Below are 21513 nucleotides of genomic sequence, written 5' to 3' on the forward strand. Positions count from 1 at the left end.
TTATTAGTGTTTACATCTGTTTTTTATTCGGTGATGTCGGGTTATTTGTTGTTGTTTTATTGAATTTTGATCTTGTTGTTGAGAATTGTGTCAATAGTCTTCAATTTTGCAATAATATTTATTGTCCGGGCCTTGTGGGCTGGAGATGTAAATATCTCTTCTAAATAGATGTTCGATTTGGAAGGGAATTATGAGAAAGACACCATTTTAAACTTAACAGATATCATGAACATCAAAAAAGTGCTTATTGCTAATCGCGGAGAGATTGCCATCCGTATTAGTCGGGCATGCAATGAATTGAGTATTGCAACAGTCGCTATCTTCACCTATGAGGATAGGTATTCCCTACATCGGTACAAGGCTGATGAGGCCTATCAGATTGGAGGGGATGAGGAGCCATTAAAACCTTATCTGGACATAGAGGGGATTGTACGTACAGCCAAATCGTGTGGAGCAGATGCGATCCATCCCGGGTACGGATTTCTTTCTGAAAACCCACAATTTGCCCGACGCTGCGCAGAGGAAGGCATTCTTTTTATAGGGCCTTCCCCTCAGGTTATGGAAATGCTGGGTGATAAAGTACGTTCAAAAGAGGTTGCTTTAGAAGCCAATGTCCCTATTATCGAAAGCAGTCGTGGCGTATTATCAGACATTTCTAGGACACTGTTGGAAGCAGCCCGTATCGGATATCCGGTCATCCTTAAGGCGTCAGCTGGAGGTGGTGGACGTGGTATGCGTATTGTACGCAGTGCTGAAGAACTGGAAACGGCCTTTTTTAGTGCGCAACAGGAAGCTCTTAATGCCTTTGGTGATGGTACGGTCTTTTTGGAGAAATATATCGAGAATCCTCGTCATATTGAAGTTCAGATCGTAGCAGACCGACATGGTAATGTCGTCCATCTTTATGAAAGAGATTGTTCTGTACAGCGTCGCTTCCAAAAAGTTGTCGAGGTAGCACCTGCAAGCAATCTTCTGCAGCAGACTAAAAATCTACTTTACCAATATGCTACTGCTATTGCCCGTTTGGCCGACTATGATAACGTGGGGACAGTAGAGTTTTTGGTCGATAGTGAGGAGCAGATTTATTTTATTGAAGTCAATCCGCGCATACAGGTCGAACATACTATTACTGAAATGATAACAGGGGTAGACCTTATTCGCACACAGCTGTATATTGCTTCTGACTATGCATTATCTGATGCATCATTGACTCTGTCAGATCAAAAAGCAATTAAAACTAACGGGTTTGCAATACAATGTAGGATTACTACAGAAGATCCTGTGGACGACTTTCGCCCAGATTATGGTACCATAGTCACTTATCGTAATGCTGCTGGGTTTGGAGTTAGACTCGACGAGGGGAGCGCTTATCCCGGAATGAAGGTAAGTCCTTTCTTCGACTCGATGTTGGTCAAAGTGAGTACACACGGCAAGAGTTTGGAAGAGGCCGCTTATCGTATGGATAGGGCATTGCGGGAGTTCCGAATTAGAGGTGTAAAAAATAATATCGATTTCTTAGAGAACTTGGTGACGCACCCTGTTTTTTTAGCTGGACAGGTTAACGTTGGATTCTTAGCTTCTAATCCACAACTGTTCAGACCATCTAAACGCTTGGATCGGGGGACGAAACTGCTTTCTTTCTTGGCAGATATTTCGGTCAATGGAAACCCTGATGTAAATAGCGAAAAACCTACGAACTTAGAGAAACCTGTTGTGCCGATATATGATGTAAATTCGACTTTTCCTTATGGATCTAAGGATCGGTTGAACGAACTTGGTGCAGATGGATTATGCCGTTGGCTGAAAGAAGAAAAAGCTATCCAATATACGGATACCACTTTTCGGGATGCACATCAATCGTTATTGGCAACACGGGTACGGAGTTACGATATGCTGAAGGTTGCTGAAGGGTTTGCTAAGGCACATCCGCAGACATTTAGTATGGAAGTGTGGGGCGGAGCGACATTTGATGTTGCGCTACGTTTTCAGCTTGAAGACCCTTGGGAACGTTTGGCAAAACTCAGAAAGGCAATTCCCAATATTCTTTTACAAATGCTGATACGTGGATGCAATGGTGTTGGTTACTCGGCTTATCCTGATAATTTGATTGCTTCATTTGTAGAGAAGAGTTGGGAAACAGGCGTAGATATTTTTCGAGTCTTTGATTCTCTAAACTGGATGGAGAATATAGCGCCCTGTATCGACATGGTGCGAAAGCGGACAGGAGGTATTGCAGAAGGGGCCTTGTGCTATACGGGAGATATATTAAATCCCCAGCGAAGTAAGTATACCTTAAACTATTATCTGCGACTTGCTAAGGATCTTGAAAATGCAGGCGCGCATATGTTGGCGATAAAAGATATGTCGGGATTATTGAAGCCTTACGCCGCTCAGGAATTGATTACGGCGTTAAAGGATACAGTCACTATTCCGATACATCTGCATACACATGATACATCATCTGTGCAGGCAGCGACCTATTTAAAGGCGGTCGAGGCAGGTGTTGATGTCGTAGATTGTGCCTTAGGTGCATTATCGGGACTTACCTCACAGCCTAATTTCAATGCTATGGTAGAGATGATGCGTTTTCAAGATCGTGAACTAACTTACGATGCACAGAGTCTACAAGAGTACAGCGACTATTGGGAATCTGTGCGTAAGTATTATGTCCCTTTTGAGTCTGGTATGAGTGCAGGTTCAGCAGAGGTTTATCAGCATGAGATTCCGGGCGGGCAGTATTCGAATCTGCGGCAGCAGGCAACAGCTTTAGGGTTAGGGGAACGTATTCCTGAGATTAAGAAGGCATATGCTGAAGCTAATATTCTATTTGGCGATATCGTGAAGGTGACACCTAGTTCCAAAGTGGTAGGAGATATGGCACAGTTTATGGTTTCCAATGACCTACAGCCCGAAGATATACTTTCTAAAGGAGAAACGCTTTCATTTCCGGATTCGGTTATTTCTTTTTTTAAAGGAGATATTGGTCAGCCAGAAGGAGGCTTCCCATCCAAAATACAACAGATTGTTTTAAAAGGACAGCCAGCAAGTACAGAAAGGCCTAATAAACATTTGCCACCGTTGGATGTTGAAGGTGATTTTGCGGAATTCCGCTCCATGCACGGTGAGGATCTTTCCATAACGGATTACCTCAGCTACAAGTTTTATCCCAAAGTATTTCTAGATTATTTAGATGCTTATCGAAAATATGGAGATGTATCACTGATATCCACCCCAATTTTTCTGTACGGCATGGAGATAGGACAAGAAACTACCATCGATATCGCTAGAGGGAAAACTTTGTTGGTAAGACTGTTGTCTATTAGTCCCGCGGATGATGATGGAAGAAGGACCGTGTTTTTTAAACTTAATGGACAGACCCGAAATATAGATGTTGTGGATCGTTCTGTTCATACAGAGAAGAAGCTGCATGAAAAATGTGACCTGAGTGATTCGAATCAGGTTGGTTCACCATTGCGGGGTATGTTATCGAAGGTTCATGTTAAAGAAGGTGATATTGTGGCCGAAGACGCTCCATTATTTGTAATAGAAGCAATGAAGATGGAATCAACAGTCTGTGCTGTCTCTGGTGGAAAAGTGAAAAAGGTCACTCTCCAGTCAGGCACTATGGTCGATACCAATGATTTGATTATTCTGATGGAATGATCGTTTAGTGCTCATTAGATTACATTAAGCTTTTAGATGATTGTAGTGTCCGTACCGACAATGGTTTGTACGGACACCTACCAATGATACTACCCCACATTATCCCAGGAAAGGGACTGACCTATAGCGATAGGTTGCTGACAAAAGCTCAGTAGCGAGTCATTATCCAATTTATTGTACAGTAATCGAATATCTCTTTCTGATGCGATATGTACGATTAATAATTGGTCTGCTTCGATATTAATGATTTGGGTATTATGGGGTTTTATTAGATTTAGCATATCCATATTACTTGAATTGTATTTCATCTGATAGGTCGCAATATGAAGTACAGATCCAAATGAAACAGCAACATCTAGTACCCCATCGAGTTCTAGTACTTGTTTAATAAATGCATCAATAGAACGTGCGTCTATCTCCAGCTCAAGAGTAATTAGCTTTACATCTTGAACATCTGTCGAAGACTGGGAGATGTTACAAATGTTGTGGTCTGTTTTGGAAACGTATAGTAAGAGTTTTACTAGGGTTTCATTGTTCGATTTACAGCTGATGTTGAATAGTTTACTGGTCATAGTGCTTTTTTAATAATAAAAAAAGCCTCCCATTGTTATGGGAGGCTTGCTATATAGATTTGTTTTAAAAATATTAAATAGTAATTATTCCTCCCATTTTGGTTAAAATGACGACACAGACAGCGACTACAACGACGTTGAACGAAGAGAAAATAATATTTAGTGCCTGTCTTTTCATGTGCGTCGGCAATCTACAAAAATCAGTTGTAAAGGACAAAAAATAAAATAATTTTATTGTAACCTACCTGTTTGTATCTCCGTAACTAATAGCTTAATTGTTCTGGGATTTAATGGGTTGATGTTTCTATCTTGCAGATAGCTAGTTCCTTGGTGTCCCTCAAATATACCCAGAAATGATTTCCAAAATGCTGTATGATTTGAGGAAATTTTCCAAATCCCCGGGGAAAAGCTATTTCAGAGATTTCATTTGATTCCAGGTTTAAGATATGTTGTTTGCCTTTCCATTGGTCATTTTTGAAAATAGGGGTGAGCAATAAATATTTTTTCGAATTGCTGAATAGACCATTAACTCCCTGCTTCTTACTGTTTATCGCCTGTAGATTGCCACTGTCAAAGAGAATTTTCTCTATGGCCCCATTTCTATTACCCTTTGCGAACGCATAATAATCCATTCCCCATTTATTGACAGAAGTGATTTGCCCACCTGAGCTAAAGACATAGAGCCCATCTTCCTTCCACATTGCTGTGTCTATTTTAGGAGGATAGGTATTGTCTTGATGATGGGCGAATTCTGTTGTTTCGAGTGATGTCCAGCTCTCCCAGTGAGCTTGTTTCTTGATGATATCCACAGCGAGGAAAGCCAGGTATCTAGTATCGTGATTAATGCCATCTCCGTTGAAGCATACGGGCAATACTGAACTATCGCTTATTGGTACTCTCCATGTTAGATTAAATCTTTTGGGAAGTATAGGCGAGTTTCCGATTTGAATGGATTCGAATGCCTGATTTTCATAGGAATATAATAGGAGCTCATTTTGATTTTTAATCCATCCGAAATGTTTATCAATAGAAAATAGCACCGGATGATTTTCAAGACTATAGTGTTTTTCCTTGTAGTCCAGGTGTATTATTTTATAGGTGCTTTCAGATACAAGCAAGAGCTGATAATACATGCTTTCTTCGTTATAGGACAAGAAAACTGCGGTGTTTTCATCTAAAGTCGTTGCGGTTAGAATGGGATTTATCTGCTCAAATTTTTTAACAAGTTCTAATGTCATGGAGTCCTTCTGTTGTATGCATTAATATGTCGATTTTCTCAATGCAGCTATTTTTAAAAGCTAAAATATAAAAAAGCTAGAGCTTATGATTAGCATGTGTTTGATAGCATATGCTTCACCTGCAAGATTTAATACTATCCAAAGGGAATAATTCTAATTGCTTTCTACGGTTACTACTGGGTGAACCAAAACCGGGAAATTAACGGAATTAGCGATAAAACAATATTCGCCCGCTTTTTTATGGAGTTCTATCGCCAACGGTATCATTTGCTCGTTCCTGACCTCGACATTCGGATTTAATAGGACCTCATTAAAGCGGCCTTTTCCATCTTCTTGTTCTAGCATGATGCCTTCAGCTGTATCCCAATATTTCTCCACGATGATACCATTGGCCGAACAAAAATGTAGGTACCACAGCATATGGCAAGAAGATAGCGATGCTACTAACAGATCTTCGGGGTTATGTTTGCTTTTATCCCCGCGAAACGCAGGGTCAGAAGATCCATCTAACACGGGTTTTCCGGAGATAATGATATGATGGCTTCTTTCGTAGTTTTTATAATGATCGGTTCCTGATCCACTGTTCCCTGTCCACTCAACTGTTGACTGATACCTATGCTCTTTCATTGTAATTATCCGTTTTAGAATATTGTTGACGCTAACATAATGCTTTTTAGACGCTTTTTCATAGGCCAGTTGTCTTTTTTTGACAATGTTTGTCGAATAGCATTAAGGTTTAATATTCACCCGGGATCTATTTGTTGGAAAGTGATGATTATCATTCTTATCAAACTGTACGTCCGCTTTTTCTTTTGTCTTTCCTCCGAATGTCCAGCTCAGGTTCAGTTTAAATATCCGAGAGTCTGATCTAGAGTCGAGGTTATAGATCTCGTCCTTTGAAGAGACAATGTTTGCTTTAAAAATACTATTGTAGAATAAGTCTGATGCAGAAATACCGACACTGAGCTTATCACTAATGAATTTTCGGTTTACACCGATATTGACTTCTGCCATAGGTCGATATCTAAAGTTTGAATAAAGACCACCATTCTCATACCAGCCCGTAATCTCCATATTTACTTTGTAGGGGAGTTTAAAACTATTGAAAGAATATAAACCTAGACTTTTACCTTTTTCCTTTAGCTGATTCTCACCCGAAGAGATGTTGTATGCTGTCGTGTATACATATACACTTTGATAGTTTTCCCACCATCTTACACCAGGAATTGGGAAAGACAGTGATGCCGACCATCGATTTTGTGAGTCTGTATTGATATTGGTGTAATAGGATGCAATGGGATCGTCTGTATTTAGACTGTAATAGATCGGATTTTTTAAACGGCTATATTCCACAGCGATATCAATAAACTGAAATAGCTGTTGGTTGAGCTCTATGTTGTTTGAAAACTGCGGTGCCAGATTCGGATTACCCTTTTCTATGGTATAAATATCTAAGTATTTTACCGATGGGTTCAGCTGATCGTAGTCTGGTCTGTCAACACGCCTATTATAGTTTAATGTAACATTGTAGCTCTCGTTAGGTTTGTAACCAATCTCTAGATCGGGAAAGAGAGAAAGGTAGTTCTGATTGACCAAGGATTTTTCTGAAGCCGATTGACCTTTAATAGTTGTCAATTCACCACGTAGTCCCCCGCGCATATGCCACTTTTCCTTATTCATTTCAAATAATCCGTAGGCAGACTGTATCGCTTCTTTGTATTGAAAGTTGTTTTGGTGTAGAGGATCTTCGGACCAAGTCCCGCCTGAATACTGTTCGGATTTTTGAGAGCTGTTAATCTTAGTGTAGTTGCTTTTGAAGCCTGTTTCGAATTTCCAACTCTCGGATAGTTTTTCTGAGTAGTCCACCTTAAAGGTGAATTTGTTGACCTTGATCGGGTAGACACTTCTTTGCTCGGAGGATTCAGGCTTATTCTGTAGCAAAAGGTCCTGTTTTATGATTCGGTTGTCTTTACTTTGCAGATCCAGCACGGTAACTTGAAATGATGATTTTAATAACTTGTCATCATTAAACTTGTGTTGGTATTTTAGGATTCCATCCCAATTATTGATTTTGTTGGATAGAATATTCTCCTGATGTGTCGTCTCCACACTTGAGGGACGAGCTATAGAGGTGGTTGTATTACCCTTTGTAGGATTCCATATATTGTTGTAGGTGAGTTGTACACCGAGCGTATTTTTTCCATCAAAAATTCGATCTACGCCAAATTTGGCTAAATGCCCTTTTGATTTTTCGGGATTCAGTTGTAGTTGGTTGATGTCTACATAATCATTGTTAATTTCAGTTCTTCTAAATACGGTTTCTTTTTCCCAGCTATGATCATAGTCGTAGGCATATAGTGCATTGAAGTTCCATTTTTCAGTGCCATGAGCTAGCGATAAGCTATGGTCTGTCTTAACATATTTGCCATAGCCAATGCCCGAAGAGAAGGTTCCATTGGTCCCTTGTTTTGCATTTTTCTTAAAGGTAAAGTTAATGACCCCGGCATTGCCACTGGCATCCATACTGGCGGGGGGATGGTTCATGATTTCGATACTCTTCAATGTGGTGCCAGGGGTGGCTTTCAATAGGTTCTTTAGCTGGCTGTCTCCCATTTCTACAGGTTCACCATCGATCATAACGACGACACCCGCCTTTCCTTTTATTTTAATATCTCCATCTTTTCCTACGTTGACTCCTGGTAGATTTTTCAACAGATCAAAGGCCGACTGACTTTGTGCCAAAGGGCTATTTTCAACGGTCATTGTTGTTTTACCACCTTTTACTGAAAGCGCTTTTTTCTTGCCCATTACGGTAACGGTCGAAAGAAGTGTCTCCTCAGGAAACATTTTTAACAATAGTTCCTTAGCAACGGTTTCCTTACTCTCGATAGTATAAATAAGCTTTTTGTAATTAATAAAAGACACTTCTATCCGATACGGCGACTTATCCTTACTGTTGAATACAAAACTTCCATTAGCGTCTGAGATGTGCAGTTGTTTTTCGGTAGAGTCGGAATTGTTTATGAGTAAGATAGTTGCACCGGGTAATGCCATGTTGTTTTCATCTACGATTTTACCCTTTATTGCATTTTGTGCAAAAGATTGATTTGCCATCAGTAGGATGAAACAGAGGGTGATGTGAAATTTTATTGTTGTATACATAAAAATATGACCTTATTTAAATTTCCTATTCTCCTATACAAGCCCTAACCTTTCAGATCATCGGCTAATAGTAGGCAACCTTAATTGAAGGACAAAGAAATGCAGACTTCCCTGTCTTTTTAGAATTTAAATGAGCAATGGCCTTATTCTCATGTCGAACTTACTTCGTCATGTTTTTTGTATATTACATAGGCTAGGTTGTATTTTTGCATAACAGAGAGAGGTCAGGTTAATGATTAAGAAAGAGAAATGGCATATGAGGGGGTATCTGGAGGAAAGTATTTTCTTCAGTGCCATATTTATACTGACAATGCTCCCTGATATGATGAGACCTTTTACCAAGGTTGAATTTATCAAGATCTTCGTTTTCTTTACATTGTTGTACGGACAGGCTCTTTTACATCGTTATTTTGTATTTCCTTTATTGATTTCCAAAAAATATGTAGCCTATTCCTGTGGAGCTATTTTATCGACACTTTTTGGTGCAGGATTATTGTTGGCAGTCGACTATTATTGGATAGATCCCACATCTTATCTTTCGGGCGAAGTTACTTTATTGGAAGTTTTTGTCTATTTTATAGTGTTATGCCTTATCAGTACATCTGCGATATTATCCTTATTTCTAATCCGCAAGTATTCAAACGAGGTACGAAAACGAAATGAAGCACAACTTAGGTTGAGCGAGATGAATATTAAGTATTTACATGCGCAGTTGAATCCTCACTTTTTCTTTAATATGTTCAATAATCTCTATGGTGTGAGTCTGACTGAACCATCGAGGACCCCGGAGCTTATCCTGAAGCTTTCCGAACTGATGCGGTATCAATTGGAAAATGCAAACAAGGAGACGGTGACGCTAGAGGAGGAGTTTACCTTTATAAGCAATTACATTGCTATGGAAAAGGAACGGGTCGGTAATCGCTGTGATATCGAATATACGGTCGATGATGAGGGGGGAGTGGCTTCCTATGTCCGTATAGCGCCACTGTTACTCATCACATTAATAGAAAATGCATTTAAACATAGTATTACGACCCAACGGAGGTGGTTCGTGAAAATAGAAGTAAAGCTTAAAAAAGGTATATTAGCCGTAAATGTACAGAATTCGATTCCAGATAAAAATTTAAAGGCTCGTTCTACAGGGATAGGTTTACAGAATATCAGGCAACGGCTGGAGTTACTATATGGGCGTGGTTATACGTTAGAGATCATCCCAGAGGAGCAGATGCATACCACATTATTGGTGTTGAATTTAGAATAATAGAGTCATGGGTAAGGTTCTCAAATGTATTATTATTGACGATGAGGAAGGAGCGCACCTGGTTCTTCGGTATTATATTAAAGATCTGAAGAAGTTACAATTAGAAGCATCTTTTTATAATCCGGTAGAGGCGATGGATTATATGTATCGAAATCCCGTTGATTTGATTTTTTTAGATATCAATATGCCCGGAATGACGGGGTTGCAGATGTTGAAAGCACTGAATAATCCTCCACTTGTCATCTTAACCACGGCCTACACTGAGTATGCGCTCGAGAGTTATGAGTATCGTGTGGTAGACTACTTGGTAAAACCATTTGATACGGCTAGGTTTATGGCAGCTATGGACAATGTCTTTAACCGGTTTAGAAGTATTGCTGGCCTCTCAGAAGTTAAAGATAGCGCACAGGTACCTGAGGTTGCTTCCTTAATTCTAAAAGTAGATGGTGATATTATTAAAGTCTTGTTACGTGATATCGTGCATGTTCAAAGCTGGGGTAATTATGTCAAGGTCTTTACCGATGAAGGTCATTATCTGAGTGCGATTACCACCTCGGAGATAGAGCAGAAGTTGGATAAAAAACTTTTTATTCGTATACACAAATCTCATATTGTTTCGCTAAATAGGATTAGAAAGATCTCTGGTGGACAACTTGAATTAGGCAACGGTACTATTCTCCCAATTGGTAATACCTATAAGCGTGAACTGCTAGAAGCCTTTCAATTATAGTAGCGAACTAGCTTCTTTGTATATAAATGTTTATATTTCTATCCTGAATACTTGATTATGCATTGGAAAAGATATTTTATAATCCTTTTTTGTTGGTTTACTTATAGTAGTGAGGGAATTGCACAGGAAGTTTCGCCTCAAGAGAATTTTGATATTACTACTTTGAGGAATATCGCAAACACACGTACGGATGGAAAAAGTCGTGTATTTCGAACTATTTCGGATGCCAATAATTATGTAAATATTGGCATACCCATTGGTTTGTTTGCTGTTGGAGCAATAAATGGAGACAAAACGATGCGTCAGGATGCCTTATATATAGGTACGAGTACCGCAGTTACTGCTGTTGTTAATTATGGACTGAAACAACTGTTCAAACGAAAGCGACCTTTTCGGAAATATAATAATTTTGTCGCAGTGACCCAGGCTAGTGGTTATTCATTCCCTTCGGGACATACCTCCTCCGCCTTCTCTAATGCAGTCTCGCTATCACAAGCCTATCCTAAGTGGTACGTAATAGGTCCTTCTCTTTTATGGTCTTCTAGTGTAGCATACTCTAGAATGTATCTCGGTGTACATTATCCTTCGGATATAGCTGCAGGAGCTTTGTTAGGTAGTGGAGTGGCAACAGGGATCCATTGGATCCGTAAATAGGTCTAAAAAAAGGTAGGCTTAAAGCCTACCTTTTTTTATTTTTCATGGTCATCTTGGCTTTCGCCCCGCCACCGTAATTATATGTTTTGCTGTTACTTTCTTTTTTCTGGTGAAAAGCTCCACCTTGAGAGTCATCTATTTTATCTTTACTTTTTGGAGTGTTAGATGGGCGATAGATGATTAGTTCATCAGGAAGTGGTACAACTGGAATTCTTTCTCCTAGGGATTGTTCCAGTTTTTTGACTTCTGGGAGTTCTAGATCAGTAGCAAAAGTTATGGCAATGACATCCTCATCATTTCTCTTTGCAACATGTTCCATAAAGATGTCTCCACTCTCAGGGATCTCGAAATGAAAAATAAATGGAATTCCACTCAGATCGATATCTGTGGTCCCTTCATTAGCTACAATAAGGATCCGACATTCTGGAATCTGTTTGAAGTCATTAATGTCGTCAATACCAGCGTCATCATGAAAAAATGGATTCAATACGGTCACTTCTCCTTTTTTTGCATGCAGACTTTGACTCAGTTTTTGTGCTGTCAGTCGGCTATTTACAAAGACAACTACTTTATCAAATACCTCTTCGTCCTGCATCAAAAGATTGAGTAGGTTGATCTTCGTTGTGAAATTGGGAACATGATAAAGCATGAGCTCATGTGTCTCTATTGTTTTCTCCCCGAGTTCATCTATTTCAATCAGCGTAGCCAAAGACATGAAATCGTCAATCATATGGTGGAGCTTGTCATGTTCTACTGTACTGAAAGCTAGATATTGCACCTTGCCACAGCTTTGCGCTAGTTCACGGACCGGAGTAGACATCCCTTGTTTTATGATCTCTTCTGCATCATCAATGATGAAGGTTTGAATGCGGTTTAAGTTGAGCCCTAACTTTAAATATACAGCGCGTGCACGGTTTGGCGTTGCAACAACGATGTCTACACCACGTACTAAATCTATGATTTCATCTTCCATACTACCACTCGCTTTCAGCCCCATGATGTAGAGATCTTTATTGGCGCTAATAGTTTTAAAACGCTCTACGATATCGTTGACTCTTTCTTCATTGGGTGCTAAAACCAATACTTTAGGAGCTTCATCGTGTGTATATTTCAAGCGCATCAATACGCCAAGTATATAAGTGGTCGTCTTGCCAGCCCCTTCAGGTGCAATACCAATAAGACTATGCCCACCGACAATGCGGGATAGGGTTTGTAGCTGAAATTCTTTTGCTGTAAAATAGCCTAGATCATTCATGGATCGATATAGACGTTTACTAAGCTTTAATTTATCTAAGGACACTGCTGATTTGTTAAATGAATATGAAACCACAAAGTTAACTAAAATATATTTGCTAGATGCTTGCTTTATCTATTTCCTGTATTCTGCTAGCGTCATAGTTATTTGTTTCTTGAAATACTAGGCGGTATTAGGATGTATCTTCAAAATTGAACTGGTCAGTGATTGCTTTTATAGGGAGGTCAGTTGTACAGAACTGTCCTTTTATCATTAGTATAACCTGTCGATCTATCAGTCCTTTTGGAGAGTTATTCCGGAAACTCTTTGCTATCTGAGAGAGATGGTTGGATATCTCCCGCATTTTCAGAGTAGTTCAGAATTATATTAAGATAAATCTTTGATTTAGGTACTAAAGGTATTTAATAATACCTTTATCTCCGGTTTTTATTTAAACAACCAGTATTTGTTCGGTGTTTTAGTTTAGCATATTAGCTCAGGATGGAGGCTTTCGAACTTTTTTAATAACAGGCGAAACTGAAGAGCTTCTTAATTTTTTCAAAAGTTGAACGAATGACAATGGACAGCATATTTTTCTTAATTTTGAATTGCTGGCCTGGCCTTATTGATAAATAATCAGGTCTTTCGAAGATCACACAAATCAAAAATATGCAACGTAAATCTGAGTACATACATCTTGAATTTGAAGAGTTTCAGAAAATACAAACGCCTCTAGAACTGCATCAGTTAGCGCAACATTGTTATTTCTATATCCAACAATGGATAGTTGAAAGTAAGTATTGTAGCGAAGCTACTGCACTCATGATTTTTTGGAATACCACACCTTACGAATATGTGCGTTACAGTTGGAAGAGTAAGAAAGGAACCAATGAAGACTTAGATTTGATAAGGACCATTATCAATAATTTTGAGAAGGGTTTTTATCTAAAAACAGATATAGCATACGATCCGTCTGAAAAGATCGATGCCGCGGAGAAAATACCAGAAATTGTATTACAACCCGCTATAGGAGAGGAACCTTATATTTATTTTGATGAAAAAGAAGTGCATAACTGGTTTGGTGATCATTTGAAAAATCAGATTCAACGATGTGATAGTTCCATCGAGCTCTATAATATTGCGGTGTTTTTAAAACACAAGGAATTCGAGATCTACGAAAAGGTAATAGCGCATCCTTATTGTGATAGGGCTATCGCGCTAATGATGTATTGGCGTCTAGAGCATTATTCTACGTTAAGCTTATACGCCGAAGATTGGTTGTCTATTAGACCTTTGTTGGCATCTATTGAGCAAAAGCTGAAGCAACAAGTTTATCCAGAGGTATTCAGCTACGATCCCAATGTAGAGGTCAACCCAATAAAGTGGAATATTCCCGATTACATGTTTATGAAGATTAATTAGCCACTAGGCGTGCCTGTATTTTTCAGGGAGATAGGACTTGTTAGAAAAGTGGTTTTATATACCATACGTCCTTGTTAAAGAGGACGTATGGTCGAAAAGTGGATGCTTTTATCAAAGGAAAAGATACGCTATATCCAATATTTCTGCGGTTTGAAAAAGACCTTTCTGAGGTCTTTAAAATGCTCCATTATCAAATACAGGTTAAGCACAAGTATGATCAAATCAAAATACAAAAAATCCATAGCGTGACTGATGTATACATGGCTAAAGAACATACCTACAGAGATCGGAAGTAAGAATATACTTCCAAAAAGCGATGTTCTTCTAAACAAGAGGAAAATACCGCCAATTAATTGAGCCGCTCCTATCACCCAGATGAAGCCCGTCCGTTCCCATATCAGATAGAAGTCGAGAAAGTTACCTTCTAAGCCAAAATCAATATACTCTTGTGGATCGATCGTTGTTGTCAGTTTTTCATAACCATGAGGGATATATACATAAGCCAGGAAAGCCCGGAATATATAACTGATGCATACAATGATTTTGCGTTGTATATCCATAGTCTATTTGTTGTCGATAATATTGAAACCCATTAAACGCCCGCTGCCTTTCAGACGGAATGCCTCTTTGGTCTCGCCGCTCTGTGGATTATATTGGTAAGCGCCAGCAAAGTTTTCAGTCGTATTGTTAGAAATAAAATAGATATTGCCCTTGTGTAGGAAGGGATTTTGGTAGGAATAAAAGTTGTCTGGCAACATGTTCAATCGAGTAGCTTTCTTGGTATTGACATCGATTTCGGTCCAGTACCATATATCTTTCCGGTAGCCTACACCGTGTTGTCCTCCACCGTAGTAGGAGGTAGGTCTACTTGATATGGTAGTATAGATTTTATTGTTATGGGCAAATATCCTATTGAAATCGGTTGGGTATTGATAGTCCGATATCTTCAGTTCAAAACCTGTATCAAATTTGGTCTCTCCCTTCTTGATGCGTAGTATTTTAGATTCGGGTTTTTGCGTTACCATATCACCAACAGCGACTATATATAGATCTTTGGTCACTTCATCAATGCTCCATAAGACATGGTCTACAAATAGGCCTAAATTGGTGGCATCAGGATGTGTCGCTACGGTCTCTATTTTATTATTTGTGAGATCATATATCGCAATTTCTACCTTCTTTTCGTTAGGGGTGATCTGCCATGCCGAAGTACGCTGTCCGTGTTGTATATCGACAAAAAGCTTATTGTCTATTTTTGCTAATATTAATTGACCTGCCGCTTCATAGCTGCTGCCATCTGAAAGGGAAGTAAGGTCAATTTCACCTGTACGCTGCATCGTACCTGGGTTAAATTTTTGTATTTTCAGCCCCCCAGCTGACAAATCCCAGTAATAGCCCTCCGTGGCACTCACGACTAGAAAGTTAGTTTCGTAGCTATTATTTGGCGTTGCGATAAACCCATTGGCAGCGAATCTACCCGCCTCTAGTTTATATTTTGAGATTCCGATATCTGTGGTATTAGGGCCATCTTTTTTGTATAAAATGTTGTCTACGATACGTCCACCGGCTGAGTACCCCAGTTGATAAAATGGGATAGCCGAAAGGTTAATTTCGCGGGACTTGTTGTCTCCTAAAGCGTATATCCCTCCCGACCACTTTTCGGTACCATTGAATATTACCCATGTCTCGTCTTTAGGAAGATCATTAGGGACCGGATCGGTCTCAGGGGCATCGGTTTTACAGGAAAATAGTAGTAAGGCGGCAAATAGTGCCGTAGCTGTAGATTTGAAAGCGGTCTTTCTCATGATATTAAATTGTTAAAAAATTTGATAAGCAGTTTTTAAGTGGAATGATCTTCCTGGTTTCTGTACGTTGAAGTTGTCATAACTTCTGGTATTGCCCATATTTTGGCATTCAAAGGAGATATTGAATCTGTGGTTAGCAGGGCGATAAGCTATACCTACATCTTGTACCCATTGTCCAAGTCGCCCATCATTTGGTATAATTAGACTGGACTCGACTTGGGTGGCTTCTCCAAATAGGGATGGTTCTTGTATCTTGGGAATATCCGTTAGATAAAAGCGATGAACGTAGTTTAGATTCCACTGTAGGCTCAGCCTGTCTCCTTTTTTCAAAAGGTTGTGCAAATATCCTGTGGTCGCGACATTACCAAATAGGAAGGGAATATTAGGGACTCGTGAGCCTTCATATATTTTGAACTCCTCCATCTCATTAATGCGTCGTATATCTTGGTACGTCGCATTGAAGTTAATGTCCAGGTAATTATTGAAATTGTAGCCAACCTCAAGCTCGAGGCCTTTGATCTCTACTTGATGGAAATTAATGTATCTACTATAGGGAATATCTGGTTGTAGGAATATCGCATGGCGTAAGTTGCGGTAGAAAAGGTTGGATGCGATCATGCCTTTACCGATCTTGTTCGTATAATCATATTGTATGTGGAGGTGTACATTATGACTTTTTTCGGGCTGAAGGTCTAAGTTTTCCTTTATGAGAATGCCGTCACCAAATACCTCGAGTTCATCCGGTAGACGTGTTGCATATTCGTAGGAAAGTTTCATTAAATACTGCGTGCCATTCCATCGTACACCCGATAAATACCCCCATTGGTTTACAGATTTGTTAGCCTGCCATGCAAAGTTGAATTTGTCTGTTGTAAAGCCTGAAGTCCTGCCGCTGTAATGTTTGACCGCAAGTATACTCTCCATTCGTTGGTCAAACCAAAGGGATCGTGTACCTAACGCGACGATATTCTTTTGGTATATCGCAGGTATCGCCAGTACATCGATGCGATGCTCTGGCGATACCGCCCCTAAAGGGTCACTACCTTTTCTTCGTTGCCGATAATATAATTCACCCAACTCAATAAGATGTTTATTATCAAAACGGTAGCTGGCATTTATCCGTGTAGAAATCAGGTCATATCGGAGCCGCTGATTACTACCTCCTTTGTTTATTTCTCCTGTTATCTGCTCAGTCATGATAATATCGCCATTCCAGTCATAGCGCACATGTGCAGTGTCCAGCAGATGGGTTTGAAAATGGCTATAGTTAACCGATGACTGTATGGCTAACTTGTTATCTAGCAGCTCTTTTTTATAGGATAGTACGGTGCTATAGTTCTGTTCTTGGCTTTTTGCCTGACCAAATACCTTCCCCATTTCGCTGTCATTCTGTATATCCTTCCTGAAATCGGAAAATATCAGGGATAGTCTAATGTCATCTGCCCATTTTTTGCCCTGTAATCCTGTGAATAGCTCACCATAGTAGGATGAGGTTGCATCATGAAATCGCTTGACGCGTTTGAAATACTTTTTACCAGTTTCCTTCTCGACAAAAGGAGCATTGATTCTGTAACTATTATCGCTGTAATTGTAGCTCGAATTCAAACCAAGATACATAGATGGGACCGCCTTGCTGTTCGTGAATAGATTTACGGTAGAGCGATGGGTATTAAAAGAAGCCAGTTCGTACGAAACCTCTGCAAAGCCAGAGGTTGGATTTCGGGTTACCAAATTGATAGCACCACCTAGGGCGTCGGAAGAGAGCGATACTGGAGTAGCACCTTTGTAGATTTCAATACGTTCCAGCATGTTTGTTGGGATGGTGCTGATATTGAATCCATGGCCATACAGCTCTATTGGGATTCCATCCTTAAATATCCGAATGGCCTTCCCTTGTAGTCCACCTAAATTGATCTGTACAGCTGATCCCATATTGCCATCGCTTCTTACTTTGACCCCTGCGCTATGATTTAGTATGTTACCAATATCGCCGGTTTTATGATATAGATCTTTCATATCGATGACCTGTACCGAAAATGGCGATGTCTGTAACTTTTCTTCGATAGACTGTCCGCGGATCACCACTTCTTGCAGCTGGTTGAGGGTGTCTTTTTTCAGAATTGTGTTTTCCATAGATCGCTGTGCATGCGAATGGATGGATAGAATCATACACAGATAGATAAAGAAACAGCGCGACATAAGTTTTTTATTTAGATTAGTTTTAAATAGTGTATTTTTGTGCAAATCTATTCGCTATGGTGCTGATGTCTGTTACGAATTTGGATTAAAGATTTATTATAAAAGGTTTATTTATGAGCTATAGGATTGATGCTTCCGATTTTATGCAGACTATGAGTCAACAAAAGGGCTTGGATATGGATATACCGTTATGGACGAGTACCTCTAATCAATCTTTGCATGGTCGGGTAGCGATATATGAAGAGTCCATTAAACAGGACCTTCATATCTATAGTGCAAAGTACCGGTTTCAAGATGATTTGGTGTTAGACTGCCCGGAGGAGAATCCTTTTTTAGAGCTTCATTTTAATCTTTCGCAATCACCACTAGGTTATAAAAACTCTTTTAACCCCTCTCCAGAAGTCGCTCCTATGACAGGTGATATGATCTATGTCACACCTAATGATGGCAGATCGGAAATCTATTTTAAGAAAGATGTAGAATACCTGACTTTCGATATTCATATTCCACTAATTACACTACTCGCGTATAGAGGAGAGAATAGAAGTTTGGATATTTTCTTAGATAAGATTGATCAGGGGCGCAGTGCAGGTTTGACTAATAATAGTATCAAGATGAATCCTAAAATCTGGTTTGCAAGTCAAGAGATAAACAATTGTCGTTATGAGGGATTGATGCGGAATATTTATATGGAGTCCAAGGTGTTGGAGATTCTAGCATTTTGTTTTGAAGAGCCTAAAGGATTTAAGGATGTTAAGCTGTCAAATAGAGATATAGACTGTGTTCGCCATGCTGAAAAGATTATAAGTGATCATATTGACCGCCCCTTTACTATTGAGGTACTAGCCAAGAAAGTAGGAATTAACCAGACGAAATTAAAGATTGGATTCAAAAATCTTTTTGGTACTACGGTATTCGGTTATCTACAAGAGCTCCGAATGAATAGAGCTAAGGAGTATATCCATGAATCCGAATTGTCTATCGATGAGATTAGCCAACAATGTGGGTATATTAATGTATCTAGTTTTAGTGCAGCATTCAAAAAATACTTCGGACACTCGCCTAGTACATTACGAAGGTAGATCTCGATTATTCTATCAATTGCTATTTATTCCTATGAACATGCCATCATAAGGAATGCCGAATCCCTTCCGTAGCTGAGATACTCTTTTTACCAAAAGGGAATCAGCTGTTTAAGGAAGAGCTGTTTACATTTTAAGTCTTCGGATATCCAGATTATTTCAGGAGAAGGAAAGGTAAATTTGCTTATTTTCAAAAAATCATGAAAAATAACTACATTAGTAACTACAGTATAAGTGTACTTGATCTGTAGAACGATAGGTGTATCGGTACAGATAAAACCTTTGATTTTAAAATAATGAAATATTTACTTTCTATTCACGTCCTTTTTATCCTATTGATATCGTGTGCAGCCGCACAAAAAAGGGACAATGCTAGAAAAGATGATGCCCTAACAAAAAGTCTAGAGATTGCCTACGAAAGAAAGGCTATTAAAGGCTTTTCTGTTTCAATAGTAAATGAGAATGGGCCTGTTTACAGTAATGGATTTGGATTTGCAGACCTGGACCAGAATAAACCCTACGACTCAAACTCAATTCAGAATATAGCTTCGATATCAAAGACATTGATAGGCATTGCCCTGCTCAAAGCTCAGGAATTAGGAAAGTTGAATATTAATGACCCTATTAATATATACTTACCTTTCGAAGTAATCAACCCGCAGTATCCTGAAGCTCCAATTTTAATCAAGCATTTAGCATACCATACCTCATCCATTACCGATCCCGATGAAGTTTATGCTAAATCTTATGTTTTAAGCAAAGATGCACACCGTGAAGATGAAGGGGTGTACGATTATTTCAATACATCTGATACCTATATCTCATTACAGGATTTCATTGGGAACTGTCTTAGTGAAAAAGGAAAATGGTATACAAAAAATATGTTTATAAACGCTAGACCAGGAGAAACGCGTGAGTACTCCAATATAGCTGCGGCGCTTTGTGCCTTGGTCATAGAACATGCTGTGGGGGAGGACTATCGTACCTTTACCAAGCAGCACATTTTGATTCCATTAAAGATGGGTAATTCTGGTTGGACATCAACTGATATCGATAGTACAAAACGTTCCAGATTGTTTGTTAATAATGAAAAAATGATAGCGGAATATTCTCTTATCACCTATGCGGATGGTGGATTCATAACATCAAGCAACGATCTTGGATTATTTTTATCTGAGCTAATAAATGGGTATAGAGGAACAGGGAAATTACTGAGTCCAGATAGTTACAAGAAGCTGTTTGAAAAAAAGAGGTTTATAGATAATGGAAAGGTAGAAGATTACGGAGTTTTTATTGAATTTCGAGATGGATTTTTGAAAGTCAAGAATGATATGATTGGTCATAACGGTTCTGATCCGGGAGTGTTTACAGCAATGTACTTTAACCCTACAACCCACGTTGGAAAAATCCTACTTGTTAATACCGATACTGATTTTAGAGAAGATGTATGGCCTGAAATAGAAGAAATATGGAAATCCCTATCAGACTATAAAATAATGCTTTAATAGAGCTATTAAGGAACGGAATTTTTGAATAATTTGTTTGATTTGACTTAATATCTATTCTACCATTCTACTTGTCCATCGTTCACATTACCTTATGGAAGGTTGACTGAAATTGATTGCGTTAACAAGACCTTTTCTGTACTCGGACGTGGAGTCGGTTAGTTTTAAAACTAGTGTGGACAAGAGCAGATTGCTCGGATGCTGCTATGGCTTACAAAAGAATTTCCTAGCGTCTCATTGATGAACGCTAGAAAATAGGTACAGGTTAAACCTCTTTATTGCCAATCCATTTTTCTACCGAAGGAGCCTGGTATTCATGCATCATCGTTAATAAACTGTCGATATCATGATGGACCAGCAACATCTCTCGATATATCGGTTTTAGAAAACCTTTGTTTATCATGTTTTCTAGAAAGGAAAGCAACTCATTGTAGAAACCGTCGATATTTAGTATCGCGATTGGTTTCTTGTGCAGGCCAAGCTGTGCCCAGGTCAGCATTTCAAATAGTTCCTCTAACGTTCCGAAACCTCCAGGAAGAGCTATCACCCCATCAGACAGTTCATTCATCTTCGTCTTTCGCTCATGCATAGTTTCCACTAATATTAGTTCTGTTAGCTCATGATGCGCAATTTCCTTTTTACGTAGAAAATGAGGAAGCACACCTATAGCTCTACCACCATTTTCCATTACTCCGTCTGCGACAGCCCCCATCAAACCTACGATAGCGCCACCGTATACCAGTTCGATATTTCTATTAGCGAGAGATATTCCAAGTCTGTAGGCTTCGGTTCCAAATTGTTGTTCATTTCCTGCGCTGGATCCGCAGAATACTGTTATCCGTTGTATAGGCATATATTTTTTGTTTTATCTGAATCTTTTATTCATGCTCAGAAAAAGAGGTATAGTGAGATGCTTTTAACCGACCTTTATCTGATAGATTCTTGATTCTAAGGGTGATAACCTTGTCCAATATATTTAAATCCCA

Annotated in this window: 16 protein-coding genes; 7 read left to right on the forward strand and 9 right to left on the reverse strand. The window is 39.2% G+C overall.

The annotated features are described in order from the left end of the window. Positions 1 to 168: 168 nt before the first annotated feature. Positions 169 to 3663, forward strand: a complete 3495-nt coding sequence (locus JKG64_RS13210; RefSeq protein ID WP_246512596.1) for a pyruvate carboxylase — start codon at positions 169 to 171, stop codon at positions 3661 to 3663. A gap of 89 nt (positions 3664 to 3752) precedes the next feature. Here JKG64_RS13210 and JKG64_RS13215 read toward each other — a convergent pair whose 3' ends face one another. The 4 genes from JKG64_RS13215 to JKG64_RS13230 all read right to left on the reverse strand — a co-directional run bounded on the left by JKG64_RS13215 (position 3753) and on the right by JKG64_RS13230 (position 8635). Further along, positions 3753 to 4235 (reverse strand): hypothetical protein, encoded by a 483-nt coding sequence (locus tag JKG64_RS13215; protein WP_210354778.1) that lies wholly within the window; start codon positions 4233 to 4235, stop codon positions 3753 to 3755. A 287-nt stretch (positions 4236 to 4522) separates the two neighbouring features. After that, complete coding sequence (locus tag JKG64_RS13220; protein WP_210354779.1) at positions 4523 to 5473, reverse strand: hypothetical protein; 951 nt, start codon at positions 5471 to 5473, stop codon at positions 4523 to 4525. 153 nt (positions 5474 to 5626) lie between these two features. Continuing rightward, entirely contained in the window at positions 5627 to 6100 is a 474-nt protein-coding gene (locus tag JKG64_RS13225) for an OsmC family protein (RefSeq protein ID WP_210354780.1), read from the reverse strand. Positions 6101 to 6202: 102 nt separating this feature from the next. Beyond that, entirely contained in the window at positions 6203 to 8635 is a 2433-nt protein-coding gene (locus tag JKG64_RS13230) for an outer membrane beta-barrel family protein (RefSeq protein WP_210354781.1), read from the reverse strand. 232 nt (positions 8636 to 8867) lie between these two features. Between JKG64_RS13230 and JKG64_RS13235 the strand changes: the two genes are divergently transcribed. Genes JKG64_RS13235 through JKG64_RS13245 form a run of 3 tightly spaced genes read left to right on the forward strand, consistent with a single transcriptional unit; the run spans position 8868 to position 11280 of the window. After that, a complete protein-coding gene (locus tag JKG64_RS13235; protein WP_210354782.1) occupies positions 8868 to 9896 on the forward strand; it encodes a sensor histidine kinase in 1029 nt (342 codons plus the stop codon). 7 nt (positions 9897 to 9903) lie between these two features. After that, positions 9904 to 10626, forward strand: a complete 723-nt coding sequence (locus tag JKG64_RS13240) for a LytR/AlgR family response regulator transcription factor (RefSeq protein WP_210354783.1) — start codon at positions 9904 to 9906, stop codon at positions 10624 to 10626. Positions 10627 to 10683: 57 nt separating this feature from the next. Continuing rightward, positions 10684 to 11280, forward strand: coding sequence for a phosphatase PAP2 family protein (locus tag JKG64_RS13245; protein ID WP_210354784.1), 597 nt, complete (start codon positions 10684 to 10686; stop codon positions 11278 to 11280). 25 nt (positions 11281 to 11305) lie between these two features. Here JKG64_RS13245 and JKG64_RS13250 read toward each other — a convergent pair whose 3' ends face one another. Next, positions 11306 to 12580, reverse strand: coding sequence for a DEAD/DEAH box helicase (locus tag JKG64_RS13250; RefSeq protein WP_210354785.1), 1275 nt, complete (start codon positions 12578 to 12580; stop codon positions 11306 to 11308). A gap of 603 nt (positions 12581 to 13183) precedes the next feature. Between JKG64_RS13250 and JKG64_RS13255 the strand changes: the two genes are divergently transcribed. Beyond that, complete coding sequence (locus tag JKG64_RS13255; RefSeq protein WP_210354786.1) at positions 13184 to 13936, forward strand: DUF4274 domain-containing protein; 753 nt, start codon at positions 13184 to 13186, stop codon at positions 13934 to 13936. A 128-nt stretch (positions 13937 to 14064) separates the two neighbouring features. On the opposite strand, the gene JKG64_RS13260 is transcribed toward JKG64_RS13255, so the two are convergent. From JKG64_RS13260 to JKG64_RS13270, 3 genes are read right to left on the reverse strand one after another with little or no spacing between them, the layout of a single operon-like run. Beyond that, on the reverse strand, positions 14065 to 14496 hold the full coding sequence (locus JKG64_RS13260; RefSeq protein ID WP_210354787.1) for a DoxX family membrane protein: 432 nt from the start codon (positions 14494 to 14496) through the stop codon (positions 14065 to 14067). Between the two features lie 3 nt (positions 14497 to 14499). Further along, positions 14500 to 15741 carry a hypothetical protein gene (locus tag JKG64_RS13265; RefSeq protein WP_210354788.1) on the reverse strand — a complete coding sequence of 414 codons (1242 nt, stop codon included), beginning with the start codon at positions 15739 to 15741 and terminating at the stop codon, positions 14500 to 14502. A 12-nt stretch (positions 15742 to 15753) separates the two neighbouring features. Then, complete coding sequence (locus JKG64_RS13270; protein ID WP_210354789.1) at positions 15754 to 17874, reverse strand: TonB-dependent receptor plug domain-containing protein; 2121 nt, start codon at positions 17872 to 17874, stop codon at positions 15754 to 15756. A gap of 179 nt (positions 17875 to 18053) precedes the next feature. On the opposite strand from JKG64_RS13270, the gene JKG64_RS13275 reads away from it, so the two are divergent. Both JKG64_RS13275 and JKG64_RS13280 read left to right on the forward strand, forming a co-directional pair. Next, positions 18054 to 19022, forward strand: a complete 969-nt coding sequence (locus tag JKG64_RS13275) for a helix-turn-helix domain-containing protein (RefSeq protein WP_210354790.1) — start codon at positions 18054 to 18056, stop codon at positions 19020 to 19022. 296 nt (positions 19023 to 19318) lie between these two features. Continuing rightward, positions 19319 to 20527 (forward strand): serine hydrolase domain-containing protein, encoded by a 1209-nt coding sequence (locus JKG64_RS13280; RefSeq protein WP_210354791.1) that lies wholly within the window; start codon positions 19319 to 19321, stop codon positions 20525 to 20527. A gap of 265 nt (positions 20528 to 20792) precedes the next feature. On the opposite strand, the gene JKG64_RS13285 is transcribed toward JKG64_RS13280, so the two are convergent. Beyond that, complete coding sequence (locus tag JKG64_RS13285) at positions 20793 to 21380, reverse strand: LOG family protein (RefSeq protein ID WP_246512597.1); 588 nt, start codon at positions 21378 to 21380, stop codon at positions 20793 to 20795. Between the last annotated feature and the right edge of the window lie 133 nt (positions 21381 to 21513).

It is taken from the genome of Sphingobacterium tabacisoli, from assembly GCF_017908035.1.
In the GTDB taxonomy this organism is placed as follows: domain Bacteria; phylum Bacteroidota; class Bacteroidia; order Sphingobacteriales; family Sphingobacteriaceae; genus Sphingobacterium; species Sphingobacterium tabacisoli.